The organism is Methylobacterium sp. Leaf89 (assembly GCF_001422215.1).
Classification (GTDB): Bacteria; Pseudomonadota; Alphaproteobacteria; order Rhizobiales; family Beijerinckiaceae; genus Methylobacterium.
Genome location: NZ_LMML01000029.1, coordinates 240630 through 266861 on the forward strand (window position 1 = coordinate 240630; position 26232 = coordinate 266861).

The following is a 26232-nucleotide window of genomic DNA, read 5'->3' on the forward strand; positions in this document are numbered from 1 at the left end:
TATCGCCCAGATCCAGGGCTCGACAGCGCGTGCCGTCTCGGCGATCGGCAGCATCACCGCACGTATTCAGGACATCAGCGGGGTTGCAACGACGATCGCGGCGGCGGTGGAGGAGCAGGGGGCCGCCACCCAGGAAATCGTGCGCAACGTCGCGCAGGCCGCGATGGGGACGAGCGAAGTCACGAGTAACATTTCGGGGGTAGCCGGCGCCGTCGAAGAGACGGGCGCGGCTGCGAGCCAGGTACTGGGCGCCGCCTCCGAGCTGTCACGCCAGTCCGAGCACTTGAACGCCCAGGTCCGTCAATTTCTCGCAACGGTGCGGGCGGCATAGATGGCCGGCAAAGCGCCGGACACGGTGATGAGGTTCCCATCGACGAGACGGTGCAGCCCTGTTTCGGGACGTTTCGGACCACCTGCGGTGTTCGCAGGACGACAGTGTTGCCGGACCGGCGACGCTACAAAGCGACTGTTTCCTGGCAGGTCGCGTGCCGCTCCAGTGCAGCGATGATCGTGGAGGACAGGAGTTCTGCAGCCGGTGAGAGGGGGCCGGGCGCCCGGTAGAGGACGATCTCGGTGTCCGGCAGCTTCGGCAATCGTAGGCGATTGCCGACCGAGACCAGTCCCGCCGGGATCATCTCGGTCGGCAGCACGGTGACACCGAGTCCCGCCTGAACCGCCGCTTGAAGGCCCGCCAGGCTCTGACTCGTGTAGACCACGCGCCAGGGGCGTCCGCTCGCATCCAGCGCGGACAAGGCGCGCCGGCGGTACACGTCGGGCGAAGGCGGAAGGACGAGCGGCACCGGATCGCTGGCTTCCGTGAGGAGGCGGGGCGATGCGGCCCAGTCGAGGATTTCCCGCCAGACCTTCGTGCCGCCGCCGGACCCCTGGGGCTCGCGCTTGAACAGCATCAGGTCGTAGCGGCCCTTCGAGAAATCGTCGAGCAGGTTCACGGTGAAGTCGCAGCACACCTCCAGCGCGACCTGCGGGTGGGCGCGCGCGAAGCGGGCCAGGATGTCCGATAGGTGCACGGTGGCGAAATCCTCGGGTGTGCCCAGCCGAACCACGCCCCGCACATCCGGTTCGACGATGCGAGAAAGGACCTCGCTCCCGAGCTTCAGCATCTGCCTCGCATACGTCAGCAGAACCTCGCCTTCGGGCGTCAACTGCAATTCCCGACCATCCCGGTCGAACAGGCGTTGTCCAAGGCCCTCCTCCAGCCGCTTGATCTGCAGGGAGACCGTCGACTGGGTCAGCTCCATGCGCCGGGCGGCGCGGGTGAAGCTGCCATTGTCGACGATGGCCACGAAGGTGCGCAGAAGATCGAGATCGAAGGGGAGCGATGGCATCGGCATCCCTTTGATGTCGAGGCCTTCATTCGCCGTACAAGAAGCTGGGACAAAGTCTCGCTGAGCAGATTGACCGAATTCAGCTCCCGTGTGACGGATCGCACATGAAGACTGAAGTGTATGCTTGTGGGTATTTTGAATACAATGACTTCTGCCGTATCGTAAGCGGCGGTGATCGCTCCATTTGAAAACGCAATGCTTTGCATTGTGACGGAGACATTGTTGATTGCCTGGGCTTATCCAAATCTCTGTTGTGGCAGCACGGGACCGATGCGGCGGACAGAGGCCGCTTCGAGCCCCAGCCCAATCACGCGAACCCACCGGTTCGCGTGTCCCAAGCCCAAGCAATGGAGATGAGCCATGAAAGCCGTGATGAAGACCTTTGCTGCGACGCTCGTGGTCGCCCTCGGTGTCGCCGGGGCGACCTCGGTGGCGATGGCCGACTACCGGGTCGGTCCGCAGCAGCGCCCCCTTCCCCCCACCACCTGGGACGGTCTGGTCACCGGCGCGATCACGCTGCCGACAGATCAGGGCTACAGCGCATACGGTTGCCAGCGGAGTTCGGCTCAGGAAGGGAACGCCAATCAGCAGAACTTTCCGGTCCAGCAGTACGGTCAGGTCTCGGGTGGTTATCGCTGCTGACGCCCCTGCCGCCGGCCCATGGGCCGGTGGACGACGCTGACCCCGCGGGCCGCCGGCCAGCCCCCCTCGGTTCGCCAAAGCCGACAGGCTCTGGCGAACCGCTACGCGAGCGCCCGCCGCACATGCGTTCCAAGACCCCCGCAGAGCCCTGCATCCGGCAGGACCGCTTTTCCCGCAGCTGCCTGGAGTGCGAGTCGCCCGTCAGGCGCCCAGCCGACCGCCCGTTGCAGAGCGGATCGGTCGAGTCCGCGCGGACGCGCAGCCGGGGCAAAGGCTGCGCCGTCCTCATCCGAAATCCGAGCACTGGCCGGCCGCGGATCGCGAGCGGCTGCGTGCGCCACCCTGGAACGATGTGAACCATGATCGCGCCGCCGCACACACCGCTGACCTTGGCAAAGGCCCGCAAGCTGATCGGACGCCTCCTGAAGCCGGAGGCCGGATACGTCTGGATGGCGGTCGTCTACGGGGCCGCCATCGCCCTCCTGGGCCTTGCCACGCCCATCTCGGTCCAGTTGCTGATCAATTCGGTCGCGAACACCGCGCTGCCGGCGCCCCTGTTCGTGCTGTCCGGACTTCTCCTGCTCCTGCTGGCGATCGCGGCGGCGCTCAGCGCCGCCCGGGTCTACCTCATGGCGCTGTTCGAGCGGCGCGTCTTCGGCCGCATCGTGGCGGAGATCACCCTGCGCGCGGTCCACGCCCGCAATCCGTTCTTCGACGACGCCCAGCGGGGCGACCTGTTCAATCGGTTCTTCGACCTCATGACGGTCCAGAGGGCGGTGCCGCACCTTCTGATCGGCGGCTTTGCCATCGTCCTCCAATCGACCCTCGGCCTGATCCTGACGAGCTTCTACCACCCTTTCTTCCTGGCCTTTAACGGGGTCCTCGTCGGCGCGCTGCTGTTCCTGTGGCTGGTCTGGGCCGGCCCGGCGATCCGCTCGGGTGTGCGGCTCAGCCACGCCAAGCACGACACCGCCCGCTGGCTGGAGAGCGTGGGCGGCTCAAACGGGTTCTACAAGAGCAGCCGCCACCTCGGCTTCGCCCTGCAGCGCTCGGAAGCCGTGACGGCCGCCTATGTGCGGGCGCACCGCCGCCACTTCGGCCACACCTTCGCGCAGACCCTCGGCTGCCTTACGGTCTACGCCGTTGCCAGCGCGGCCCTGCTGGCGCTGGGCGGATGGCTGATCCTGCAGGGCCAGCTCTCGATCGGGCAGCTCGTGGCGGCCGAACTCGTCCTGTCGGGGGTGTTCTACGGCATCTCGCAGCTCGGCTCCTACCTGGAGAGCTTCTACGACCTCGTGGCCGCGCTGCACGAACTGTCGCTGTTCTACGACATCGAGCAGGAGAACGACCTCGCGCGGACGGGGGCGGTGCCGGCGACCGGCTCCCTTCGCCTACGCGACGTCGAGGTCGAGGGCGGGCGCCTGGACTTCGCCGTCGGCAGCGGCGAGCAGGTCGCCGTCACCGCGGAGGCGCAGGTCGAGCAAGCGGTGGCCGCGCTGCTCAAGCGCTCGGTGCAGCCGCGGCGCGGGTTGGTGATGATCGGCGGGGCCGACATCGCCTCCTTCGAGATGTACCGCCTGCGCTCCGAGATCCTGGTTCTCGACCGTCCGACGCTCGTCGAGACCACGATCCGCGCCTACCTCGCCCTCGCGGACGACCAGGGAGGAGCCACGACCCAGGATTGCCTCGACCGCCTCGGTCTGTCGGAGCGCATCCTGCACCTGCCGCAGGGCCTCGACACCCCGCTCTCGTCCTCGGGCTGGCCGCTCTCGACCCGCGAGATCATGGCCCTGAAGCTGGCCGCGGCGGTGGCGCGGCCCCCCAAGCTCCTGATCCTGAGTACCCTCTACGACCTCGTGGCGCCCGAACACGTCGCGGCGGCGCTGGTGGCCCTGCGCCAGGCGGGCACGACGGTTCTGCACTTCACCCAACGTCCCGAGATACAGGCCTACGACGGCTATCTCTGGCTCTGCAGGCGCGACCAGGTCCGGTTCGCGGATCCCGCGGGTCTGCTCGCCCGCGCCAACGACAAGGAGACGTCCCGTGCTGTCGCGGCCTGAACACCTGCATCACTTCCCGACGCTGACCGCGATCCGCCCGCCCCGTGCCGCCCTCGCGCTCGCCTGGATGCTCGGTATCGGCCTCGTCCTGGCGGCGCTGATCCTCCTCACCGTGCCCTGGGTCCAGACCTCGGCCGGAACGGGCCGCGTGATCGCGCCCAACCCGGCCGACCGCGTGCAGACGATCACGGCCCTCGTCCAAGGGCGGGTCGAGCACTGGTACGTGGAGGATGGCCAAAGGGTCCGGGCGGGCGATCCGATCGCACGGCTGGCCGACAACGACCCCTTCCTGCTTCAGCGGCTCGGGGCCGAGCGGGAGCAGATCGAGGCCGAGATCGCGGCCGCCGAACAAGCGGTGCGGGTGGCCGAGAGCGAGGTCAGCCAGACCCGGGAGGCCGCGGACAAGGGCTTCGTGACGCGGCGCAACTTCGAGGCTGCGCAGATCCGTGTCGCGGAGCGCCGCGTGCGGTTGGCCGAGGTCAGGGGGAAGCTGAGTCGCCTGGATGTGACGGCGAACCGTCAGGCGGCGCAGCTGGTGCGCGCACCACGCGATGGGCGGATCCTGCATATCAACGCGGCGGCCGGAGCGACCCTGGTCAATGCCGGGGACATCCTCGCCACCCTGGCTCCGCACGCCTCCACGCGCGTGGTGGAACTGATGGTCGATGGCCGCGACGTGGCCCTGATCCGGCCCGGGCAGCCCGTGCGCCTCGCCTTCGAGGGCTGGCCGGCCATTCAATTCAGCGGCTGGCCATCGGTGGCCCACGGCCTGTTCGATGGGCAGGTTCGGATGATCGACCCCTCGGCTCAGCCGAACGGCCTGTTCCGGGTCCTGGTGGAGCCGGCACCCGGCAAGATCGCCTGGCCGGACGTCGCGTTCATTCCCCTGGGCGCCAAGGTGCGCGGCTGGATCCAGATGGAGACGGTGACGGTCGGCTACGAACTCTGGCGCGTCCTGAACAACTTCCCACTGGAATTCCGCAGGCCCGGTCGCGAGGGGCAGGAGGCGACAAGATGAGACGCCGTCGAACTGTACGCCCGTTGTCTTCCCCGATGGTCGGAAGGCCGATGGCGGCCATCCGCGCGGTTCCTGCGTTCGAGGATTCCGATCCTGGATGGGGTGTCGAACGCCTGCTTCCCAGCATCGCCTCAAGGACGCTGAAGGGCAGGGGTGGGTCGAATGCGGATGGCCCGCTTCACGATGGGGTCATACGCACACCGGACGGCAACGATGTCGGGAAACAGCGGTCGTTCCGAAATCAGACGTCGCCGAGGCGGCTGTCAGCCGACCTTCAGGCCGGCCTGAAACGCGAAGGCCCACCGTTTCGGTTCGCGGTCTTCCGGTGACGGGTAAGGAAGCTTTAACCACCTTGACCGAAACTGCATCTGTCAGATCGGAGATGGGGTGTTTGCCTCGGTCCGAGCCGATCACGCTGCTGGCCGACACGGCCGGCCGCAATACTGTACGACTGAAGCCGGTTGGTCCGATGGGAGCGGGAGCCTTGCTCGCCTGTCGCGCTGACCGGCTTCGCCATGCGTGGGACAGGCGTAACATGTTGCGGGAATAGCGCTTCCACGTGATCGGGCGTAGGCTCGCCGGATGTTCAGGTGGCGCATCTACCTTGTGACGACAGCGGTGCTTGCACTTCCCATCAGCGGCTTCTGGCTTCATGCCTGGCACATCGGGGCCGGCTTGAAGTGGCTTGAGCCGGACGTCGATTTGTTGGTGATCGCAGCTCTTTCCGTCTGAGCCAGTGCGTTTCTGGCCTTTTCCGTGACGAGATCGATTGCGCGGTCCTAGGTCCGTCAGGAATTGTAGCTGACGAGCGCGACCACCCACGATCCGTGGTCCTTCACGAGGGCCTGTGCTCCAGCCTCGCTGGCCGTCGGAGCATGAGAGCCGGATGGCTGGATCTCATAGACGTCATAGCTTGCCGCCGTGCTCGTTGGCCCGACGTGACCAAACCCGCGAGCCGCACGGCCATGATGGCGGTCAAAGAGAAAGACCGCATCATCCGGGGAAGCCACGTTTCCGGCTTGACCAAAGCGTGCCGTATCGCCGTAGACGCGGCCCGTAGCTCTCTCGATTGCGATGTAGTGTGCCATGCGAAATCGTCCCGCCCTTTCTGATTACACACGGTCGCCGCGTGCCATCTCGAACGCGCGGTCGATGGCCTGAACGACCTGCTTTGGCGCGAGATGATGGATCATGTGGCCCATGCCCGGGACGACGATGAATTCGCTCTGAGGCAAGGCGTGGTGCAATCGCTCGGATTGACGTTCGACATCTGCGATCTGATCGTCGGCCCCGGCGATGATGACGACGGGCAATTTGAGTTCGCGGTAGTGCGCCTGCAGTTCGACCGTCACCGGGGTCATCAACGCAGCATCCTCAGCGGATGCTCGGAGCTGCAGAGGTCGCAGCATCATCTCCTCGGGGAACTCCCGATCAAACCGCTCCGGCACACGAGCCGGCGCGAACATCCCCTTGATCATGCCAGGCATGAGAGCTCGACCAACGAGTGGCGATACGGTGTAGCGCAGGACGTCCCCGATGCCGGGGATCGCCGGGGGTGAAGCCAGGATCACATCGGCTCGCAGCGTCGGGTAGTAGTAGCCCGAAGCCAAGACGAGGCTCCGCACGAGGCTTGGCGCCTGCAGCGCCAGGGCGATGGCGACAAGGCTGCCCCAGGAGTGCCCAAGGACCACCGCGTTCGAGACGCCAAGCCGCTCCAGAGCCTTTTCGTACAACGTCGCATGAGCCCGCGGGGTCCAGATCCCGCGGGGCCGGCTGCTGTAGCCATAGCCCGGCCGGTCGAAGATGATGACCCGATAGCGCTTGGCGAGTTCGTCCACGATTCCGCTGACCAAGAAGTCCTGGATCATCGTGCCGTTGCCGTGGATCAGCACCAAGGGCTGACCGTGGCCTCGGACGATGTAGTGCAAACGCACACCATCCACGGTCATGAAGTCGCCGATGGGCGGTGTGCGCCGCTCGGCTTCGCGGGCGCTCACGACCGCAAACAGCGCGGATGCACCAAGAGCAGCAGCAGACCCGATGAGAGCGGGAACCAGCCAGGGCGTGGTCGAGCGGCGCGTCATAGTGTGATCCTCTGTGGTGAAAGTGGCTCCCTGATCGAGGAGACGGTGCGCGTGCGATGGGGGTCGAGCGTTCTCAGGGACGAGGGGCGGTTTCCAGGAGCCGGGGTGCCATCGCGGCGAGAGCCAGGAGTGGCCCTGGCATCACGACGCCGGCCCGCCGCATGGTCTGAGCAGCGGCTCGGCAACCCTGGATGTCGTTCGTGCCCGCCGCGCTCTCGATCTGCTGCACGTTCTCGGCGGAAGGTTTGGGAGCCGCGGGCGCAGCCGGGACCGTCGCAGACGCAACCTTCGCAGGTCCCGATGCCGTGGCCGTGGAGCCTGCCGGAGCGGCCTTGTTCTGCGCCTCACCCTGGGGGCCAGCCGCACCCGGTCCGGAGGCGGTGATCTGCCCGCTCTGACCCGAGGTGTTCTGGGGCGTGCCCGGAGCTGAGGGCTTCGCTGACGTATCGTCACTCTTCTTGGCCGTCACCGCTGTTGCGAGCTGTGGCGGTGCCTCCGCGGCCTTTGTCGCGGCCTCGGGCTGTTTCACGAAGGCAACGAGTTCCGTGCAAAGGTTCGCAGGTCTACCGGTTCCGCCGCTGCTATCGGGCGTGGGCTGACTCAATGCGCCTTGCGCGCGTGCAAGGGCTGGGTTCAGAACCAGCGCGGCGATCGTCATCGCCTTTAAAGCCCGCATGTCGATGTCCTTGGATCAGCCGGGAACGGCGCAGACGCGTTCGGAGGTGCTGATCACAAGAAACTGATCGCAGGGTGATTGGTTGCGATGGAACCTCGATGATGAACCCCAGAAAGCACTAGACATTCGCTCGAATGGCCGGGATGTCGAAGATCCGATTGTTTTCCGATTACCCTTGCCGGGTCCGATCTACGCACCCTCGAGACGCCCCATCTCTGTCGGGAAAGATAGGATTGGATTTCCATTGCGGATGAAACGTACCGGAATCACTATCCCGATATGCCCTCGTCTCGACCCTCGACCTGCAGCGTGATGCGCTGACACGAGCCGGCTGCGAGTGCCTGCTCGAGGAGAAGACGTTCGATAAGGCCGGGATCAAGGGCCCCGAGTTCGAGGCGGCCCTCGCCTCACTCCGCCCCACCGACGTGCTCGTCGTCTGGACGCTCGCTCGTCCAGATGATGCGCACCATCGACTCTATCGATCGCGGCCATCGCCACGCGCCTCGGGGTCAGCCGGGACACGCTCTTCAGCGAGTTCCTCCAGGCCCGCCCCCGCAGCGAGGCAGACGTAGCGGATCCGGCGCGAGCACCGCTTCGTCTACCCCACCGACTGGCCGCATCTCTCGGCCGTGATCCGCTTGGAGCGAGCCAAGGGACGTTGCGAGGTCTGCGCCCGTCCGCATGGACGGCGCGTCTTCCATCTGACGGATGGGCGCCGGTGGGACGGAGAGGAGGGGTCCTGGCGTGACGGGGCCGGGCGCTTCGTCTGTCCGGCGAGTGGGGCCGACGATGTTCTGGGTACCGTACGAACCACACGCGTGATCCTGGCCACCGGCGACCGCGACACGACGAACAACGCGACTCGGGACCCTTCGGCCTTCGGCCAGCGCAGCCTCATGAACCCCCATCGACCCGAGCACCAGCGCCGGCGCTGGTATACCTTGTTCAGGCGCAACGCTTTAGGTGATCTCTTCAGGGCCCGTACTAGATTTGCATGTACCCAATGTCTCACAGGAAGTTCCGCAGAGACACAAAATTCTTTTCCCGGGTAATTTCATTGTTTGTTAACCCGGCAATCGGGATATTGGCTCGAGTTTGATGTATTAATGCAAAAAAATGGTATAGTAGATGCCTGATCGGCGGCGATTTAAAAGACAGCAATGCAATCTGGAGGCAAGGATCTTCGTTCCGCTCTCAAGTAACCCTATTCCTTGCCTCATCACAGATATCTCCACTCACGGAAGCTTCGTGCGTACGCCGAAGAACGCGCCCATCCCGGCAAATTTCGATCTTGCGATCGGCTTGAGCAGCCTACCCCGTGCGTGTCGCATCGCCCGGCGAGAAGCGGACGGCTATGGCATCGAATTCCTTGATCCTGTTCGTCATGAAATAGAGGAAATCCTCATCGAGACCGCGTTCAAGGAAGACCTCGTCTTCGAAGCGCTCAACCCAGCCCTGGACAGCGAAGCCACGATGACCCGGGTGCGTCTTCGTCGAGCCGTCGACGCGGTGATGGATCTGATCGAGCGGCGCAACGCCATGGGCTGGGCGTATATCGAGCCCTTGCCGGATCCGTTTGATCAATCTCGGGAAGCGCTTCGCAGCACCAGCGCGGCTCTGATGCCGGCTTCGACCGCAAAGCTCTTGGCGCCTCCCTTCAGCAAGGGGCAAGGCCGTCGTTCGGCGGCTTTGTGACCGCCGCACCACGAGCGATGTTTCTCGTTCGTTCCGCAGGCCGAAGGTCTCGCCTCAGGAGGGGTCTTGGATCAGAAGAGGGGGCATTCCAGCTTCTGGTCCCGCGTCATGCCCCTCGCTTCCCATTCCGTCCTCCGGCAGCATCGCGAAGTCGTCGCCGTGATGGCCACCTATGGGATGTTCCTCGGCGGCATGCTGGTGCTCGCCTGGGCGATCTCCTGAGGGAGTCCGTGGATCGGTACGAGGCCATCGTGCATCGCGCGGCAGAGATCCGCGGCCGGGGGCCGCGCTGTCCCGGGTGGTGGCGTTCAGCGAGCTGAGATAGACCCGCCGCCCCAGGATGGGTGTGATAGGGGACGGAATGAGCGACCAGCGCAGCGCCGATTTCCTTGCCGTGGTCATCGAGAATGCGGAGCTGCGCCGGCAACTCGCGGAGGTTCAGGACCAATGCGTCGAGCTGGCGGTCGACGCGGGTGAGCAGCACGCCGCGAACGAGGCCCTGCGTCTCCGACTGGCGCAGGCCGAGCGCGAGTGCGATGCCTGGCGCGCAGAGGCCGAACAGGGGCGGCGCACGGGCTGACTGTCGGGGGGACCGCACCATTCGACCACCGGTTCGACTGATCGAGGCTCGTGAAGCCGGTCGTTCCCGCGCAAGCCAAAAGGCCTCCCGGGCGTTCCATGTCGTGCCGACGGCGGCCAAAGCCGAGATGCCTGAACGGGGAGGGCATACGAACGGGTTGCCCGCGGAGACGGTCGAGGTACGCGATGACGTGATCGCCCGGGGCGAGGCGCATCGGAACGAGCCCATCGCAACCTTTCATGCCCTCGGCAGCCGGGGGGAGCGTTCGACGGCGAACCTATGAATGCGAGGGCAGATCGAGGGCACGCTCGCCGCGATGCGGTGGCGTCGCGCCTGACTGCACGCGCTAGAGCCACGCACCGGGTAACCCGCCTGCCACGCGGCTCATTCCCAGTCGATCTCCAGGGAGCGCTCGAACGCCCCATCGCCGAGCTCCTTGCCTTTGGGATCGACGACCACGACGTCCCGAAAGCCTCGCCGCCGCAGCTCCCACGTCTTCTCCATCGCCTGTTCGTCCGTGCCGCAGGCGAAGGTCATCACCCTGCCATTCGGATCAATCCCCTTCACTGTGAACACGACATCGTCTCCGCTCTCGACCGGGATATGGGGTTGGCATTTGCGAGATCGTAGCCCGGATCGGATCACAGGTGGCCAAGTGGGGCAGCCTGGATCCTGGATCGGAAACGTCCGCTCAGGCAATGTCTCTGGTATACCTCTATCAGATGCAACGCCTTGGGATGTCTCTTCGGTGCCCCGTGCCTGACCAGCCGAGGCCGGATTTGCGACGCTCAGTTTTAATCCGGTGCAGTGCGTGTCCCCTGGCACGTCAAGAATGAAATTAGCTCCCCATATTAGTTTCAGACAGAGAGAAACGAACCAAGACATTGGTTCGTACTGTGAAGGAGCTCGTAAGCTTTAATGAAGACCCGTATCGCCGCCCTCGTTACTGCCCTTGTCCTTGGCGTTGCTCCGATCTCGTCCGCCATGGCCTATGACAGCCCCTCTCGCTACACGTCGTTCGCACCCTACGACGTCGAGACCACGGGCTCGGTCAACGACGTGCGCCGTCCTCCGGCCTATCTCGGTTGCCCGATGAGCTCGGCCGCCGAGGGCAACGCCAACCAGCAGAACTTCCCCACCCAGCAATACGGCCAGACCTCGGGCGGAAACCTCTGCTGATTGGACTCGCGACGGAGACTCCCATGCTGCTGAAAGGCTTCTCCACCGCGATGATCGCTGCCTTCGCGGGTGGCATCGTCTGCACCATCGTCGGCTCGGCCAATGCCTTCTTGAGCCTGTAAAGGCCGAGCCCTACGGATATGCCTTCGAGACCCGCCTAGCCCTGGCCGCGGGGGGTATCTTGCTATGCTTGACAGCTTTTCGAAGCGCAGCGTGACGCTCCCCCTGGCAAGGCGTTTCTGCCCTCTGTCCCCGGTCTGCACAGGTCGTCCACAAAGCGTTTGACCCGCGCCCGTCCAGAATGTTCCTGCTTTGTACTGAAGGGGGGACAAGACCCATGACCGCAACGCAGATCGCCGAGATGGCGTCCATGAGCGAGGCCGAGATGATCGCTCTGGCCTACGCAGAAGCGGCCGGTGGCGATGCCCGCCGGGCCCTGCTGCAGGCCATCGAGGACATCCTGAGCTTGGAGGCGAAGCTGGCCACGGCCGAACGGCGGATCTCCTATGGCTACGTTCGCGGTGCCGGACCCGGTCGGGGCACCTGACGTGGAGCGCCTGTGCGATGTCCGCGCCGAACGCATCGTCCTCCTGTGCAGTCCCTGCGGACGGCGCGGATCCTATGTGATCGAGCGACTGCGCCAGCGCTTCGGCGCGCATGCCTCGGTGCTAGACGTGTACCTGGCCCTCACGCAAACCTGCCGCTTCCAGCGCGAGGTTGGAAGCCGGACCCCCAACGTCTACGGCATCACGTGCCGGGCCAAGCTCGACACCACGGGTGGCCCTGAACCCGCGGGGCTGCCGTCGAGGACCTGAGCCATGTGCAACCTCTACAGCCTGATCACGCCACAGGCCGAGATCCGCGCTTCCTTCGGCGTGTCGGTCGATCGCACCGGCAACCTGCCGCCGCTGCCGGGCATCTTCCCCGATCAGCGCGCGCCGATCGTGCGCGTGACCGAGGACGGCGAACGCGTCCTGGAGATGTTGCGCTGGGGCATCCCGGGCCCGAAGTCGTTCGGCGAGCATCCTGTGACCAACGTGCGCAACGTGAAGAGCCCGCACTGGCGGCCCTGGCTGAAGCCGCAGTACCGCTGCCTGGTACCGGTCTCCTCGTTCAGCGAGTACGCCGACACCAAGCCGCGAAAGACGCCGACCTGGTTCGCTCTCGGCGAGGACCGGCCGCTGTTTGCGTTCGCCGGCAACTGGCGCCCCTGGACGGGGGTGCGCGGCACGAAGGCCGAGAACCCCGACCGCATCGAGGAGGAGCACCACCTGTTCTCCTTCCTGACCTGCGAGGCCAACGGTATCGTCGGCCCGATCCACCCGAAGGCCATGCCGGTGCTGCTGACGACGCCGGAGGCGTGGAGCACCTGGCTCGCGGCCCCGACCGAGATTGCGCTGGAGCTTCAGCGTCCCCTGCCGGATGCGATGATGCGGATCGTGGCGACGGGATCTCGAAAGGATCCGGCAGAGTGAAAAATCGAGCGGCTTCGCAAATTCCTACCTTGTCATTTGATTAACTTAGCTGCCAAACAAGCAAATCAGATTAAAGACGATCTTCACTGGACTACGTTATCAATCCATCTGGTCGAGAGAGAAAAAGATCTACTCATACAACGCCTGATGGCAGAAGCGAAAAACTGCGATGATCCACCAGCTTGTTTATTACAGCCGCAACGTCGTCCTCGGAAACGACCGGGCGATGCTGACGAATTTGCGGGAGATCGTCACAGCCTCACAGCGCAACAACAGCCGAGACGGGATCACCGGGTTCCTGATCTTCGACAAGACCTGGTTCATCCAGATCCTGGAGGGTGAGCAAGTGCAGGTAAGCGCGACTTATACTCGTATTGCACGGGATCCGCGCCACACGACGGCGACCATCATGGATGCGCGCAACAGTCCGAGCCGCTTCTTTCCCAACTGGACCATGGGAGGCGCCATGCGGACGCCGGAGGTGGAAGAGGTCTACCTGCAGCATGGCATCGGCAGCGCCATCGAGCCCACACGCCTGAAGAGCACGCAGGTCATCAACCTCGCGCTCGACCTCCAGGCCTTCGATACCGCCAAGCGTCAGGCGCAGCGTCTCGCCAGCTAACGGTATCCCACCGTCATTCTGGTGGCGCCGATCACCACTCTGGCCTTACTGGAATCGAACGCCGTGGGAGGCCTCGGTCGCTGTTCAGCGGCTGAGGCGCAGCCCGAGATCTCGCCGGTCGTTGGAGCGGAAGATCGAACGCCGACGAGGTTCAGGTCTTGATGCCCGTGAAGGTCTTCGAGATCGGCGGCTGGGCTCGCGCTTACCGATGTTCACGAGCGTCGGGACCGAACGCGCAGCGGCGATGGGCGGTGTGACAATCACACCCCTGGCCTGATCAGGATCGTTCACTAGAACACTTCTGATCACCGGGACGGCCGACACTTGAACGACTACGAAGACGGCGCGCGCATCGACGCCGAGATCACCAGCTCCGTCGTCGGCTCCGATCCCTTCGCCGCTGCCGTGCGGGCGACGCGCATGCCGATGGTGATCACCGATCCGCGGTTGCCCGACAATCCCATCGTGTACGTGAACGACGCGTTCGTGAAGCTCACCGGCTACGAACGCTCGGAGATCATCGGACGCAACTGCCGTTTCCTGCAGGGCCCCGAGACGAACCCCGAGGACGTCAAGCGGGTCAGGGACGCCATCGACCGGCGCGTCACCATCGAGATCGACCTGAAGAACCACCGCAAGGACGGCATCGCTTTCTGGAACCGCCTCCTCGTCTCGCCTGTCTTCGCGCCCGACGGCGACCTGACTTACTTCTTCGCCTCGCAGTATGACGTGACCCTCGAAAAGGAGCGGCTTGTCGTCCTCCAGAAGGACCGCGACGCCCTGGAGGCGGAGTCGGCCCGCCGCTCCCTCGAACTCATCGAGAGCGAGGAGCGCCTCCGATTTACCCTGAAGGCCGGACGCCTCGGAGCCTGGACGCTCGATCTCGGCGTCATGCGCCTGGTCTCGTCGGATGGGTTCAAGGAGAACCTTGGTCGCCCGCAGAACGAACCGCTGACCTACGAGGAGATGCTCAAGGCCATCCATCCGGAGGATCTCCCCAGGAAGCTCGCGGCCCGGGACGCTGCGATTGCCGGCCACTCGGACTACGACGTCGAGATCCGTGTCATCACTCCGCGAGGCGAGACACGCTGGCTGCAGTTTCGCGGCCAGGCCTCGTACCGCGCGGATGGCACGCCTCTGAGCATCGCCGGGATCAGCCTGGACATCACGGACCGCAAGCGGGCCGAAGAGCACCGCGACCTCCTTGCGGGCGAGCTCAACCACCGCATCCAGAACACCCTGGCGACCGTCCAATCCATCTCCCGCCAGACGCTGCGGGGTGCCGCTTCCTTGGAGGAGGCGCAGGTCGCGATGGAGTCCCGCCTACGTTCCTTGTCGGCCGCGACGGAAATGCTGGCCCGGGGCAGTGGCGATTGGGCGACTCTGACGGAGGTCGTCATTGCGGCGCTGCACCCGTTCGGCGTCGAGCAGGGTCATCGCTTCAAGATCGGCGGACCGATCCTGCGCCTCGCACCGCGCGTCGCCCTGGCCTTCGCGCTGGCCATCCACGAACTCGCGACGAATTCCGTCAAGTACGGTTCCCTCTCGCGGGACGACGGACGGGTGATCGTGAGTTGGGATATCGTGGATGGGTCCAGTCCCGACCGGCTCTGGTTCCAGTGGCAGGAGGTCGGTGGACCCCGGGTCTCGCGACCGACGCGAACCGGCTTCGGCTCCCGCATGATCGAGCGCGCCCTGGCCCAGGAGATCGGGGGGACGGCCGAGATCGATTACCGCCCGCGCGGCGTCGTGTTCACGGCCGAGGCGCCGCTGCTGGAGATCACCCGAGACTGAAGGGGCGCCGTTCGGTCTGGCATCCTCATTCTGGTAAACGCCATCCAGATGTCAGGCCGCGTGGTGGATGGCGTCGACGACCTGGGAGGAGCTGTAGGGTTTGGCGACGAACAACCCGTGATCCGGCATGTCCCGATTCGCGAACCGGTTGCGTCCCGAGGTCACGACGAGCCGGATGTCGGGCCAGGCGTGGTGGACGCGCTCGGCCAGGGTCACTCCGCACATAGACCCGGGCATATCGACGTCCGTGAAGAGCACGCCGATGTCCGAACGCTCGTGAAGGATGAACCAGGCTTCATCGGCTTGACGTGCCTCTACCACCGAGAAGCCGGCATCCTCCAGCATGTCGACCGCCATCATGCGGACAAGGTCATCGTCCTCGACCACAAGCACCAACGATGTTTCGGGATCGCGTTTCCTCGACATTGCTGTTCAACAAGCGACCTCCGGAACGGTTGCCTGTGGGATCGTTAGGCCCAGGGGCATTCCCGACCTTGGCCGCCTCGGTGTTTGATCCCGCGGTGTGGTGATATGGCTGAGCACCATGCTGCAAGGGACGCGCTCTGGTCCGGGTTCTCCCTGGAAGCGGGGCACTCCGTCGCGCGATCCGGTGACGTGAAGAGAGCGTAAGGGCGCTGGCCCGGCGCTGCGGCGTCAGCCCGGCAGGTTTGCCAGGGCGGCGGCGTCGCGCCCGACCACGGGGGCGAGCTGGGGCACGCCCTCGGCCTTCATGCGCTCCACCAGCCCGACCTTGATCTTCGGGATCAGCCCGGGACCGGCATAGACGAGGCTCGAATAGAGTTGGAGCAGGCTGGCGCCGGCCCGGATCTTGGTCCAGGCGGCCTCCGCCGAGTCGATGCCGCCGACGCCGACCAGGGGAAGCTTTCCGCCGACCCGCAGATAGGTTTCGGCGAGGAGACGGGTCGCCGCCGCGAAGAGCGGCCGGCCCGAGAGGCCGCCGGTCTCGCGGGCGAGGCTCGCCTCGCGAAGGGTCCCGGGCCGGGCGATGGTGGTGTTGGACACGACCAGACCCTGGACGCCGCGCCGCAGGGCGGTGGCCGTCATCGCGTCGAGGGCGTCGAGGGTGATGTCGGGCGCGATCTTCAGCAGGATGGCAGTGGCCGGATGGGTCGTGTCGCGGGCCTCGACCACCCGGGCGAGCAACTCGTCGAGGAAGGCTTCGCCCTGGAGGTCCCGCAGGCCGGGGGTGTTCGGCGAGGAGACGTTGACGGTGACGAAATCCACCAGCGGCGCCAGGGCGCGGGTGCAGGTCACGTAGTCGGCGAGGCGGTTGGTCGAATCCTTGTTGGCACCGATATTGACGCCGACGCGCCCCGGCCGGCCCTGGCGGGCGGCGAGGCGGCCTCGCACCACCTCGAGGCCCTCGCTGTTCAGGCCGAAGCGGTTGATGACCGCTTGGTCCTGTTCAAGCCGGAAGACCCGGGGGCGGGGATTGCCCGGCTGCGCCTTCGGAACGACGCCGCCGACCTCGACGAAGCCGAAGCCGAGTCCGAGCAGGGCATCGGGCACCTCGGCGCCCTTGTCGAAGCCCGCCGCGAGACCGACCGGATTCGGAAACCGGCGGCCCAGGGCCTCGACGGCGAGACGTGCATCGTCGGCCGGCGGCCGGCGCGGGGGCAGGGCGGCGAGGCCGCGCAGCGTGAGATTGTGCGCCGTCTCGGCATCGAGGCGGTGCAGCAGGGGCTTGGCCAGGGGGAAGAGGGCGCCGATCATGCCGGGCGTCCTTCCGCTTGGGGGCCCGCGCCGGCGAGGGGGGCTGCGCCGAGATCGCTCGGGAAGACGTGGCGCCCGTCGGCCCCGAGGGGCAGGTCGGTCACGGACCGGACGGCCTTCAGGTCTAGGACGGCGTAGAGGTGCGGGAACAGATCGCCCCCCCGCGACGGTTCGTATCGCAGGGCCGGCCCGAGATCTTCGGCCTCCACGGCGACCAGAACGAGGTCCTCGGCGCCGGCGAAGTGGCGGGCCGCGGTCTCCCCCACCTGAGCGGCGGTGGAGAAATGGATGTAGCCGTCGGTGCGGTCGATCGGGGCGCCCTCGAAGCGGCCGATATCCTCGGCCCTGCGCCAGAGGGCCCGGGGGGAGATCTTGTAGATGAGCGCCATGCCCGCTCCGTACCGGGTTTCGCAGGGCCGATCAAACGCCGCCGCGACGTCCGAAACTGCAACCTCACGGATAAGTTGACATCATGAGTTGCGAGGACCCGAGGATGAAGCGACCGGCTGAATCGGTAGCCTTCGCACCATTGCCATCCGAGTAGAATAGTTCTACTTTCCTAACTCTAGGCTGGACGTCTTACCCGTAATACGCTTTGAGCTTTCGATGCTGTCTCATGAACAGATTTGGACCGCAATCGACCGCCTAGCGGAACGTCACGGATTCTCCGCGTCCGGTCTCGCTCGGCGGGCCGGACTGGACGCGACGAGCTTCAATCGCTCGAAGCGCATCGGCCCCGATGGCCGCAAGCGCTGGCCCTCCACCGAATCGGTCTCGAAGGTGCTGGCCGCCACCGGGGCGAGCCTCGACGAATTTCTCCGTCTGATCGAAGCGCGCGATGGACCGCCGCGCACCATGATCCCGCTGATCGGCATGACCCAGGCCGGCGCCGGGCGCCTCTTCACCGACGAGGGCATGCCCACCGGCGGTCCCGGCTGGGAGGAGATCGAGTTTCCGGACCTGGCCGACGATCGCGCCTTCGCCCTGGAGGTGCAGGGCGATTCGATGGCCCCCCTCTATCGCGACGGCGACGTGCTCATCGTCTCGCCGACCGCCGGGGTCCGCAAGGGCGACCGGGTGGTGGTGCGGCTCGCGGCCGGCGAGGTGCTGGCTAAGGAACTGAAGCGCAAGACCGCACGCACCATCGAGCTCGCTTCGCTGAACCCGGACCACGAGGACCGGGTCGTCAACGTCAGCGACATCGCCTGGATCGGCCGGGTGATGTGGGTGCGCCAGTAGCGTCTCCGGCGCAGCTTTGCCGTTCTCCCGGTTGGGGCTATGCCTTGCGGCCGGAGGGGCCGCGTGCCCCGGATCGGCGGACAGGCCATGGCATCGCCCCGGACGGACGATCACCCTGCGGAAAGCGCGCCGGAGGCCGGCCTCGCCCGACTGCTGACCGCCTCGGCCGTGCCGGCCGCGCTGCTGGCGCCGGACGCGCCCGGCGGCCGCATCCTCCTCGCCAACCGCGCCCTCCGCGACCTCGTCCGCCGGCCCGCCGATGCGCCCTCCGACGGCGACCTGCGCGACTGGCTCGGGCTCGCCGGTGACCGGGACTCCGGCGCCACCTTCGCGGCGGCCCTCTCCGGTGGGGCGCCCGAGGGCGTCGAGGTGCTGGCGCGCCTGGGCGGCGGTGCGGCATTCTGGGTGCAGGTCTACCTCGTCCCGGTTCCGGAAACCCCCTACCGGCTGGCGCAGGTCGTGGACGTCACCCGCCGCCACGACGCCGAGGGAGCCCTCGCACTCTCCCGTCAGCGCGAGGCGCTGGGCCTGCTCACCAACAGCGTGGCCCATGAATTCAACAACTTCCTCCAGATCCTCATCGGCTACATCGACGGGCTGAAGCGTCGTCTGGGGGACCGCGACGAGCCCTTCATTCAGCGCGCCATCGTCCGCTCCACGGACGCGGCCGAGCGCGCCACCACTCTGACCCGCCAGCTCCTGGCCTTCTCGCGCCGCATCGCGCCCGATGTCCGCCCGGTCGACCTGAACGGGCTGATCGAAGCGTTCGGCGCCCGGACTGGCCCGACGCTGCCGGCCCGGATCACCCTGGAGACCCGGACCACGCCGGGGCTCGCCTGCGGCCTCAGCAACCCGACCCAGATCGAGCTCGCCCTCAACCACATCGTGGCCAATGCCTGTGAGGCCATGCCGGCGCCCGGGCGCATCGTGATCGCGACCTTCGCGGTGCCCCCGGGGGACCGGGCCCTGCAGCGGCCCGGCGACGGCGCCGTCGGCATCACGGTGACCGACGAGGGCCAGGGCATGTCCCCCGAGATGGCGGCCCGCGCCCTCGCGCCCTTCGTCACCAGCCGCGAGGCCGGTCGGGGTGCCGGGCTCGCCATCGTCCACGGCCTCGTGAAGCGCCAGAACGGCACGGTGTCGATCGACTCGAAGCCCGGTGAGGGCGCCACGGTCCGGATGGTGTTCCCTTCCGCGCTCTGAGGGGAATCCAACAGGATTCTGCCAAGAACAGCGGACTAAAACTCCGGCGCGAACGTCACCATATCAGGAGCGGCGTCATCGCCGGACTTCCCAGTTGTTCACCAGAGGCGTTTTCATGCTCACCTCCACCACTCGCCGGAAGCGCGCGGCATCCATCCTCGCGCTCGCCGCGACGCTGGTTCTCGCAGCGCCCGTCGTCGAGGCGCGTCCCGGTAGCGGCAGCAGCGGTGGCATGGGCTCGCGCGGCTCGCGCACCTACGCGCCGCCCTCGGCCACCACCACGGCGCCCGGCGCCCCGGCCCCGATCCAGCGCTCGCAGACCCAGCCCGGCCCCGCCATGGGCAATCCCGGCATGAACACCGCGGCCCAGCCCGGACGGCGCTTCGGCGGCGGCTTCATGGCCGGCCTGCTCGGCGCAGGCCTGCTCGGCGCGCTCCTGGGCGGCGGCTTCTTCGGCGGCCTCGGCGGCATCGCCTCGTTCCTCGGCCTGATCCTGCAGGTCGGCCTCGTGGTCCTGCTCGTCTCCTTCGCCGTGCGCTGGTTCCGCCGGCGCCAGGGCCAGCCGGCCGCGGCCGGCCTGTCCCGCTCCAATCTCGACGGCGCCGGCGCGAATCCGGGCCCGTTGGGTGGCGCACCCCTGGGGGGCACCCCGACGGGCGGCGGCTACGGCAACGCCCAGCGCGGTCCCGCACCGGTCCAGCCCGCGCAGGCGCGTCCGGTCCAGATCGGACCGGGCGACTTCGAGAGCTTCGAGATCGCCCTCAACGACGTGCAGGCTGCCTATGGCCGTGAGGATGCGGCCGCGCTCCGCAGCCTCGCCACCCCGGAGATGGCCGGCTACTTCCTCGAGGAGTTGCGCGCCAACGAGGCACGTGGTGTCGTCAATCGGATCTCGGACGTGAAGCTGCTGCAGGGCGACCTCTCCGAGTCTTGGGGCGAGGGCAATGCCGAGTACGCCACGGTGGCGATGCGCTACGCCATCAAGGACGTGACTCTCGACCGTAAGACACAGCGGGTCGTCGAGACCGGCGAGCCCGAGGCGGTCGAACTGTGGACCTTCGTACGCGAGCGCGGCGGCCGCTGGATCCTCTCGGCGATCCAGCAGGGTCGCTGAACGACCGACATCGGCGATGAGCCGCTGAAACGAAGGGCCCGCGCGGAGATGTCCGCGCGGGCCCTTCCGCGTTTCAGGAGGCGGTGATCAGGCGGGCCTGTAAGCCTGCGCCATCGCCACGAAGGCCGAGACCGGCACTTCCTCCGCCCGTGCCGTATCGGGGATGCCGGCCGCGTCCAGAAGCCGGGCCGGATCGGGCACCGCCGCCTTGAGGCTCTGACGCAGCATCTTGCGCCGCTGCCCGAAGGCCGCCCGGGTGATCGCCTCCAGGGCCTGAACCGAACAGGCCAGCGGCTCGCGCCGGGGCGTCAGCCGCACGATGGAGGACGTCACCTTCGGTGGCGGCACGAAGGCCGAGGGCGCCACGTCGAAGAGGATGTGGGCCTCGGTCCGCCAGCCGCAGAGGACGCCGAGGCGGCCGTAATTGGCGCGGTCGTCCTGGTCGGCGACGATGCGCTCGGCCACCTCGCGCTGGAACATCAGTGTCAGGGAATCCCACCAGGGCGGCCAGGCTGCGCTGGCGAGCCAGCCCACCAGCAGGGGCGTGCCGATGTTGTAGGGCAAGTTGGCGACGATCCGTACCGGCCCCGTGCCGATCAGCGGCACCGGGTCGAAGCTCAGGGCATCGGCATCGACCACGTCGAGGCGCCCCGGATAGTGCGCCGCGATCTCGGCCAGCGCCGGAAGCGCGCGGGGATCGCGCTCGATGGCGATAACCCGGGCGGCGCCCTCCGCCAGGAGCGCACGGGTGAGGCCGCCGGGGCCGGGGCCGATCTCGACCACGGTCACGCCGTCGAGCGGGCCGGCCGAGCGGGCGATCCGTCCCGTGAGGTTGAGGTCGAACAGGAAGTTCTGCCCGAGCGCCTTCTTGGGCTCCAGGCCGTGCCGGCGCACCACCTCCCGCAGGGGCGGCAGGCCATCGCTGCTGGTGCTTCCGTCCTCGCTCACGCGCCGGCCTTCACGAGACGGGCGGCGAGGCGGAGCGCCGCCATCAGGCTGTCGGGTCGGGCGATGCCCTTGCCGGCGATGTCGAAGGCGGTGCCGTGGTCCGGCGATGTCCGGATGAAGGGCAGGCCGAGGGTGACGTTCACGCCCTCGTCGAAGGCCAGGGTTTTGATCGGGATCAAGGCCTGGTCGTGGGTCGGCGTCAGGGCCACGTCGTAGGTCTCCCGGGCCCGCGCGTGGAACAGGGTGTCGGCGGGCAACGGCCCGCGGATGTCGATGCCCTCGCTCTGCAACTGCAGCACCGCCGGCTCCAACACGTCACGATCCTCCGTGCCCATGGTGCCGTTCTCGCCCGCATGTGGGTTGAGGCCGGACAGGACGAGGCGCGGCCGGGCGAGACCGAAGCGCCGGCGCAGGTCCTCCGCCACGATGCGGGCGGTGCGCAGGACGAGATCCTGCGTCAGCAGGTCGGGCACCCGCCGAAGGGCGACGTGAATGGTCACCGGCACCACCGCCAGGGTTTCGCTCCACAGCATCATCACGGGAAGCGGCGGGATCTCGCCGGGCTCCACCGCGCAGGCGGCCAGGAACTCGGTATGGCCCGGATGCGCGAAGCCGACCTGCGTCAGGACGTACTTGGCGATCGGGTTGGTGACGAGGGCGGTCGCCGCCCCGGCACGGACGAGGGTCACCGCCGTGGTGATCGATTCCAGCGTCGCACCGGCATTGGCGGAATCCGGCCGGCCCGCCACGGCATGAATGGCGGCGCCACTGGGAAGGGCCATCACCGGCAGGGCGCGCCCGAAGACTTCGGTGGCGAGATCCGGGCCGACATCCGCGATGGGAACTCGCAAGTTCAGTTCGCTTGCCCGCCGCTCGATGAAGGCGGGGTCGCCGATCAGGAAGAAGGGCGGCAGCCCGGGCCCGGCGTCCCGCAGGCGCCAGGCCATGAGGGCGAGTTCCGGTCCGATACCGGCCGGATCTCCGAGGGTGAGGGCGATCGGCCCGTGCAGGCTGCTCACCGCAACACTCCGTGTCGTTCCAGGGGCCAAGCCGCCTCAGCGGACCGTCGAGATGCCGTCGGCCGTGATGGCCGTATTCAGGTTCTGGCGGAAGTCCGCCTCGCCCAGGGTCTTCAGTTCAAGCCGGAGCAGGACGGTTCGGTTGCGCTCGCTGGTGCCGAGGGCCGCCGCTACCGGCGAGACGATGTAGTTGACCGACACCGTCGTGCACTCGTCCTGGTATCCACCGCCGATGCTCATGCCCGAGAGATAGGCGCGTCCCGGGTTGCGGTAGACGGGCGCGTCCCCGACGGGGTTCGCGAGGTAGGAGGCGTAGGCGGTCTGGAAGTTGTCGCGCACGTCGAGGTAGTGCGACAGGTCCACCAGGGCCGAGCCCGTGACGAACCAGTTCGGCGTCACGTGATAGGTGGCCGAGGCGGTGACGCCCTCGCGGCGGTTGGCGAAGCCGAGGGCGGGCTGGGCCTTGTAATAGGAGTAGAACGCCGAGAGGTCGATCGGCGCGAAGGGAGCGAGGCGGGCAATCACGCCGGTCTCGACCCGGTTCACTCCGAGATCGGCGTGATCGAAGCGCCCGCGGGTGATGAAGGTGATGTGCTGGTTGGGCGACAGCTGGAACCGGCCGACGAAGTCCGAGGCCCGGCTGTCGAGGCCGGAATCGAGGCCGACATTGGCGATGTCGCCGCGGCGGAACGAGTTCACGCCGGCGATCTGGATCGATTCGCCGAACATCACGTTCGCGTACCAACCGGCGGGAGTCACGACGGAGTACTGCGCGCCCAGATTGGTGCGCATGCCGCCCTCGACCCGGTCGTAGCCCGAGAACTTGTCCCACTCGAACAGCGAGGTGTCGTCGAAGATCAGGCTCTGCGCGTCCTCGTTCGGCAGCCGGCCGATCCGCGTCTCGCTCGGTCGCGCGATGACCTGCGCGATCGGCTCGATCGTATGCACGCCCAGCGGCCCGAAATTGCTGACGAACGGGTAGCGGTAGTCGATGCCGACGGCGGGCAGGACGCGCCCCGAGAAATCCGCGTCCTGCGTCGCGATGTTGGCGGACAGGGCGTTCTGGTAGCCGGAGGTGCGCGGGTCGACGAAGAACGCGTCCGTGCGCAGGTAGGCGAAGGGCGTGAAGACCTGGCCGACGTCGTCGATGAAGCTGCGGCGCCAGGACAGCTGGGCCGAGGCGCGGGTGTTCGTGCCGGCGAGGCCCCGGATCACGCACTGGCCGCGCGAGAAGGACGTGCAGGTCTCGTAGAGGTAGTAGGTCCGGCCGTTGATGGTCGGCGTCTGGAGATAGGCCGTCGGGCTCTGAACGGCCTGGAAATCCGTCGCCTGGCGGGTCAGGCTGGTGATGTTGGCCTCGAACCGCACCTCGCCGCCCAGGAAGCCGGGTCCGTTGATGCGCTTGTCGTAGTCGATCACCGGCGCGACGAAGGGCTGCTCCTTCTGCCAGTCGAAGCTCGACAGGCCCTTGAAGTAGTAGCCCCGCGCCTCGAACCACGAGCGATCGCCCTGACCGATCAGGTAGGCGGTCGACACGGCCTCACGGAAATAGTCCGTGGTGATGCTCTGGTTGCGGATGCGGTAGTTGTCGAGGAACCACTTGTCGGTGACGCCGACGACGTCCCAGCCCGTGCGCCAGCGGTCGTTGATGTAGAACTGGCCCTTGGACTCCACCGAGCCGCGGAAGTCGCGGTCTCCCGCCCCGAGGGGGCCGGGCAGGAAGGCGCTCGGCGTGGTCTGGAAGATGCCGGAGAGGCGCAGGTTGTAGGAGCCCGTCTCCAGCCGGTGCCGGAACTCCGCTTGGCCGAGGACGCCCTGGTTGCTCAGGAAGGCCGGCGACAGCGTCAGGTCGTAGTTCGGCGCCAGGTTGACGAAGAACGGGGTCGCGAGGCCGGAGCCCAGGGCCGTCGAGGTGAGGAAGCGCGGCGTCAGGAAGCCGGTCTTGCGCTTCACCGTCGGGTCGGCGGTCTCGAAATACGGCAGGTAGGCGACCGGGATGCCGCCGATCTCAAGGGTCGATTCCTCGAACGCGACGGTGTGGGTCTGATTGTTGTGGACGATCTTGGTAGCGCGGATCTGCCAGAGCGGCGGCGTCTCCGGATTGTTCTTGCAGGGTTCGCAGGCCGTGTAGGTGCCGTAGTCGAAGCTGGTGCTGTCGCCCTCGATCCGCTCGGCGCGGGGCGCCGAGAAGCGGGTGCGGACGGTCTGCCCGTTGAGCTGGACGCTCTGCTGCACCCGGAGGGCGTCGATGAAGCCGTTCTTGAAGTCGTCGGTGAGCTCCATCTTGGAGCCGGTGACCACCGCGCCCGACGCTTCCGTCAGGCGCACGTTGCCCTCGGCGAAGACCCGGCTCGCCTTGCGGTCGTAGATCACCCGGTCGGCCTGCAAGGTACGTGGGCCGTAATGCAGCTCGGCGTTGCCGCGGGCCGTCACCGTGTTGCGGTCGTTGTCGTAGACGAGCTCGGCGGCCTCCACGAGAAGGCGCTCGGCCGGCTTTCCCGAGTCCGGCTTGCCGGCGTCCGCCTTCGGGGCATTGGCCCGCGGGGCCCCCTGGGCGAGCGCCTGCCCGCCGGTCGCCGCGGGGGCGACGGCCGTGAGCAGCGCCACGAACCCCGTGGCCAACGTGATGTCGGCGACCTTACGCAACGCCAGTCCCAACTCCTGCCAAGGCCTGCGCCCCTTCGCCACCACCGAGTCCGACATCAGCCGTCCTCCTGATAGAGAAGCGTGAGCGTACCAAGGAGACTCCCTACCACGGCCGGGAACCACGCCGCCACAGCCGGCGTCACGATTCCCGAGGCACCGAGGCCTTCCAGCACCTGTCGGGCGACGTACAGCACGAACCCCGCCGCAACGCCGCTCAGCACCAGTTTGCCGACACCACCAAAGCGGAAGAACCTTAAGGAAACGCTGGCCGCCACCAGCACCATGGCCAGGAACAGGACGGGCCGCGCCAGCAGGACGTCGTACTGGAGGCGGTACCGCGTGGCGTCGAGGCCGGCCCGCTCGGAGCGTGAGATGGTCTCCGGCAGTTGCCAGAAAGGCACGGATTCGGGCGGCGTGAAGCGCTGGCGCACCTGCGAGGGCACCAGGGTCGAGGCGATCAGGTAGGTGTCGAAGGTTTCGGCAGGCTGGCCCTTGGCCATCACCCGGGCTTGGCTCAACTCCCAGTAGCCGTCGTGCAGGCTGGCCTTGGCCGCCTCGATCTGCGCGGTGAAGATGCCGGCCTCGTCGAAGGCGAAGACCGAGACGCCGGCCAGCGTGGTGGTGCCCTCCACCGCGGTGTCGGCGCGGATGATGGCCTGCCCGTCGAGGCTGCGCTGGCGGATCCAGAGATCCTTACCCGAGTTGGCCTTGGTCGAGCGGGCGAAGATTTTCGCCTCGATCTCGGTGGAGCGCTGCTTCATCAGCGCCGAAATCGGATTGTAGACCCCCACCGTGAAGGCCCCGATGGCCAGCGCCACGAACACGCCCGGCTGCAGGAACTGCCAGGCCGAGATGCCGGCGGCCCGGGCCACCACCAGTTCGAGCTTGCGCGAGAGCTGGAGCAGGGCGGCCATCGAGCCGAACAGGATGGCGAAGGGCAGCACGCCCTCGGCCACTGCCGGGGTTCGATAGAGCGAGAGCTGCGCCATCAAACCTGTGGACGCGCCTTCGGCGTCGCCGGCGCGTCGCAGGAGTTCGACGAAATCGAGGGTGTAGACCAGCGTGAAGACCGTGAGGAACACCCCCAGGATCGTGCGCACGAAGCGCATCGCGAAGTAGCGGCCAAGGGTGGCGCCGATCAGCATGGCGTCAGCTCCG

Annotated in this window: 27 protein-coding genes and 1 pseudogene; 17 read left to right on the top strand and 11 right to left on the bottom strand. The window is 67.1% G+C overall.

Features of this window, described 5'->3' with window-relative positions:
- Nucleotides 1-331 (top strand): annotated as a pseudogene (locus ASF18_RS24170) (methyl-accepting chemotaxis protein); the annotation flags it as partial.
- 124 nt (nt 332-455) lie between these two features.
- Here the strand turns inward: ASF18_RS24170 and ASF18_RS16530 are convergent.
- Nucleotides 456-1346: a LysR substrate-binding domain-containing protein gene (locus ASF18_RS16530; protein WP_244472736.1), complete on the bottom strand. Its 891-nt coding sequence runs from the start codon at nt 1344-1346 to the stop codon at nt 456-458.
- Nucleotides 1347-1718: 372 nt separating this feature from the next.
- Between ASF18_RS16530 and ASF18_RS16535 the strand changes: the two genes are divergently transcribed.
- The 3 genes from ASF18_RS16535 (at nt 1719) to ASF18_RS16545 (ending at nt 5066) form a co-directional block, all read left to right on the top strand.
- Nucleotides 1719-1988 carry a hypothetical protein gene (locus ASF18_RS16535; RefSeq protein WP_082487774.1) on the top strand — a complete coding sequence of 90 codons (270 nt, stop codon included), beginning with the start codon at nt 1719-1721 and terminating at the stop codon, nt 1986-1988.
- A gap of 359 nt (nt 1989-2347) precedes the next feature.
- Nucleotides 2348-4048: an ABC transporter ATP-binding protein gene (locus ASF18_RS16540; protein ID WP_056353141.1), complete on the top strand. Its 1701-nt coding sequence runs from the start codon at nt 2348-2350 to the stop codon at nt 4046-4048.
- On the top strand, nt 4032-5066 hold the full coding sequence (locus ASF18_RS16545) for an HlyD family efflux transporter periplasmic adaptor subunit (protein ID WP_056273493.1): 1035 nt from the start codon (nt 4032-4034) through the stop codon (nt 5064-5066). Before ASF18_RS16540 ends, ASF18_RS16545 begins: the two co-directional genes overlap by 17 nt.
- Before the next feature lie 788 nt (nt 5067-5854).
- On the opposite strand, the gene ASF18_RS23795 is transcribed toward ASF18_RS16545, so the two are convergent.
- Both ASF18_RS23795 and ASF18_RS16550 read right to left on the bottom strand, forming a co-directional pair.
- The gene (locus tag ASF18_RS23795; protein ID WP_156389575.1) at nt 5855-6154 is read right to left on the bottom strand and encodes a hypothetical protein; all 300 of its coding nucleotides are present in this window, start codon (nt 6152-6154) and stop codon (nt 5855-5857) included.
- A 24-nt stretch (nt 6155-6178) separates the two neighbouring features.
- Nucleotides 6179-7150, bottom strand: coding sequence for an alpha/beta hydrolase (locus tag ASF18_RS16550; RefSeq protein ID WP_056353144.1), 972 nt, complete (start codon nt 7148-7150; stop codon nt 6179-6181).
- A 1251-nt stretch (nt 7151-8401) separates the two neighbouring features.
- Between ASF18_RS16550 and ASF18_RS24845 the strand changes: the two genes are divergently transcribed.
- The 4 genes from ASF18_RS24845 to ASF18_RS16560 all read left to right on the top strand — a co-directional run bounded on the left by ASF18_RS24845 (nt 8402) and on the right by ASF18_RS16560 (nt 10101).
- Nucleotides 8402-8878, top strand: coding sequence for a hypothetical protein (locus tag ASF18_RS24845; protein WP_244472769.1), 477 nt, complete (start codon nt 8402-8404; stop codon nt 8876-8878).
- 76 nt (nt 8879-8954) lie between these two features.
- Nucleotides 8955-9521: a PilZ domain-containing protein gene (locus tag ASF18_RS23180; protein ID WP_082487656.1), complete on the top strand. Its 567-nt coding sequence runs from the start codon at nt 8955-8957 to the stop codon at nt 9519-9521.
- Nucleotides 9522-9587: 66 nt separating this feature from the next.
- Nucleotides 9588-9743, top strand: coding sequence for a hypothetical protein (locus ASF18_RS23800; protein ID WP_156649902.1), 156 nt, complete (start codon nt 9588-9590; stop codon nt 9741-9743).
- A gap of 139 nt (nt 9744-9882) precedes the next feature.
- Entirely contained in the window at nt 9883-10101 is a 219-nt protein-coding gene (locus tag ASF18_RS16560) for a hypothetical protein (protein ID WP_056218723.1), read from the top strand.
- A 384-nt stretch (nt 10102-10485) separates the two neighbouring features.
- On the opposite strand, the gene ASF18_RS16565 is transcribed toward ASF18_RS16560, so the two are convergent.
- Entirely contained in the window at nt 10486-10677 is a 192-nt protein-coding gene (locus tag ASF18_RS16565; RefSeq protein ID WP_056353148.1) for a hypothetical protein, read from the bottom strand.
- Nucleotides 10678-11019: 342 nt separating this feature from the next.
- Between ASF18_RS16565 and ASF18_RS16570 the strand changes: the two genes are divergently transcribed.
- From ASF18_RS16570 to ASF18_RS16595, 6 genes are all read left to right on the top strand, one after another.
- Nucleotides 11020-11280: a hypothetical protein gene (locus ASF18_RS16570; RefSeq protein ID WP_056353150.1), complete on the top strand. Its 261-nt coding sequence runs from the start codon at nt 11020-11022 to the stop codon at nt 11278-11280.
- A 337-nt stretch (nt 11281-11617) separates the two neighbouring features.
- On the top strand, nt 11618-11827 hold the full coding sequence (locus ASF18_RS16575; RefSeq protein WP_056218733.1) for a hypothetical protein: 210 nt from the start codon (nt 11618-11620) through the stop codon (nt 11825-11827).
- Nucleotides 11787-12095 carry a hypothetical protein gene (locus tag ASF18_RS16580; protein ID WP_244472737.1) on the top strand — a complete coding sequence of 103 codons (309 nt, stop codon included), beginning with the start codon at nt 11787-11789 and terminating at the stop codon, nt 12093-12095. Before ASF18_RS16575 ends, ASF18_RS16580 begins: the two co-directional genes overlap by 41 nt.
- A 3-nt stretch (nt 12096-12098) precedes the next feature.
- Complete coding sequence (locus tag ASF18_RS16585) at nt 12099-12755, top strand: SOS response-associated peptidase (RefSeq protein ID WP_056353154.1); 657 nt, start codon at nt 12099-12101, stop codon at nt 12753-12755.
- A 169-nt stretch (nt 12756-12924) separates the two neighbouring features.
- Nucleotides 12925-13377 carry a BLUF domain-containing protein gene (locus tag ASF18_RS16590; RefSeq protein ID WP_056353157.1) on the top strand — a complete coding sequence of 151 codons (453 nt, stop codon included), beginning with the start codon at nt 12925-12927 and terminating at the stop codon, nt 13375-13377.
- Nucleotides 13378-13701: 324 nt separating this feature from the next.
- Nucleotides 13702-15171: a PAS domain S-box protein gene (locus ASF18_RS16595; protein ID WP_056353159.1), complete on the top strand. Its 1470-nt coding sequence runs from the start codon at nt 13702-13704 to the stop codon at nt 15169-15171.
- Nucleotides 15172-15222: 51 nt separating this feature from the next.
- Here ASF18_RS16595 and ASF18_RS16600 read toward each other — a convergent pair whose 3' ends face one another.
- The 3 genes from ASF18_RS16600 to ASF18_RS16610 form a co-directional block, all read right to left on the bottom strand.
- Entirely contained in the window at nt 15223-15597 is a 375-nt protein-coding gene (locus tag ASF18_RS16600) for a response regulator (RefSeq protein WP_056353160.1), read from the bottom strand.
- A 228-nt stretch (nt 15598-15825) separates the two neighbouring features.
- Nucleotides 15826-16905 carry a quinone-dependent dihydroorotate dehydrogenase gene (locus tag ASF18_RS16605; protein WP_056353162.1) on the bottom strand — a complete coding sequence of 360 codons (1080 nt, stop codon included), beginning with the start codon at nt 16903-16905 and terminating at the stop codon, nt 15826-15828.
- On the bottom strand, nt 16902-17294 hold the full coding sequence (locus tag ASF18_RS16610) for a DUF952 domain-containing protein (protein WP_056353164.1): 393 nt from the start codon (nt 17292-17294) through the stop codon (nt 16902-16904). The genes ASF18_RS16605 and ASF18_RS16610 overlap by 4 nt, the downstream gene beginning before the upstream one ends.
- Nucleotides 17295-17511: 217 nt before the next feature.
- Here ASF18_RS16610 and ASF18_RS16615 point away from each other — a divergent pair, with 217 nt between their 5' ends.
- The 3 genes from ASF18_RS16615 (at nt 17512) to ASF18_RS16625 (ending at nt 20461) form a co-directional block, all read left to right on the top strand.
- Nucleotides 17512-18144 carry a helix-turn-helix transcriptional regulator gene (locus ASF18_RS16615; protein WP_056273458.1) on the top strand — a complete coding sequence of 211 codons (633 nt, stop codon included), beginning with the start codon at nt 17512-17514 and terminating at the stop codon, nt 18142-18144.
- Between the two features lie 87 nt (nt 18145-18231).
- Nucleotides 18232-19347 (top strand): ATP-binding protein, encoded by a 1116-nt coding sequence (locus ASF18_RS16620; RefSeq protein ID WP_056353166.1) that lies wholly within the window; start codon nt 18232-18234, stop codon nt 19345-19347.
- 115 nt (nt 19348-19462) lie between these two features.
- On the top strand, nt 19463-20461 hold the full coding sequence (locus tag ASF18_RS16625) for a TIM44-like domain-containing protein (RefSeq protein ID WP_056353168.1): 999 nt from the start codon (nt 19463-19465) through the stop codon (nt 20459-20461).
- 87 nt (nt 20462-20548) lie between these two features.
- On the opposite strand, the gene rsmA is transcribed toward ASF18_RS16625, so the two are convergent.
- Genes rsmA through lptG form a run of 4 tightly spaced genes read right to left on the bottom strand, consistent with a single transcriptional unit; the run spans nt 20549 to nt 26219 of the window.
- Nucleotides 20549-21409, bottom strand: coding sequence for a 16S rRNA (adenine(1518)-N(6)/adenine(1519)-N(6))-dimethyltransferase RsmA (gene rsmA, locus ASF18_RS16630; RefSeq protein WP_056353170.1), 861 nt, complete (start codon nt 21407-21409; stop codon nt 20549-20551).
- Complete coding sequence (pdxA, locus tag ASF18_RS16635; protein WP_056273447.1) at nt 21406-22428, bottom strand: 4-hydroxythreonine-4-phosphate dehydrogenase PdxA; 1023 nt, start codon at nt 22426-22428, stop codon at nt 21406-21408. The genes rsmA and pdxA overlap by 4 nt, the downstream gene beginning before the upstream one ends.
- A gap of 36 nt (nt 22429-22464) precedes the next feature.
- Nucleotides 22465-25131, bottom strand: a complete 2667-nt coding sequence (locus ASF18_RS16640) for an LPS-assembly protein LptD (protein WP_056353172.1) — start codon at nt 25129-25131, stop codon at nt 22465-22467.
- Nucleotides 25131-26219: an LPS export ABC transporter permease LptG gene (lptG, locus tag ASF18_RS16645; protein WP_056218780.1), complete on the bottom strand. Its 1089-nt coding sequence runs from the start codon at nt 26217-26219 to the stop codon at nt 25131-25133. The genes ASF18_RS16640 and lptG overlap by 1 nt, the downstream gene beginning before the upstream one ends.
- Nucleotides 26220-26232 lie beyond the last annotated feature (13 nt).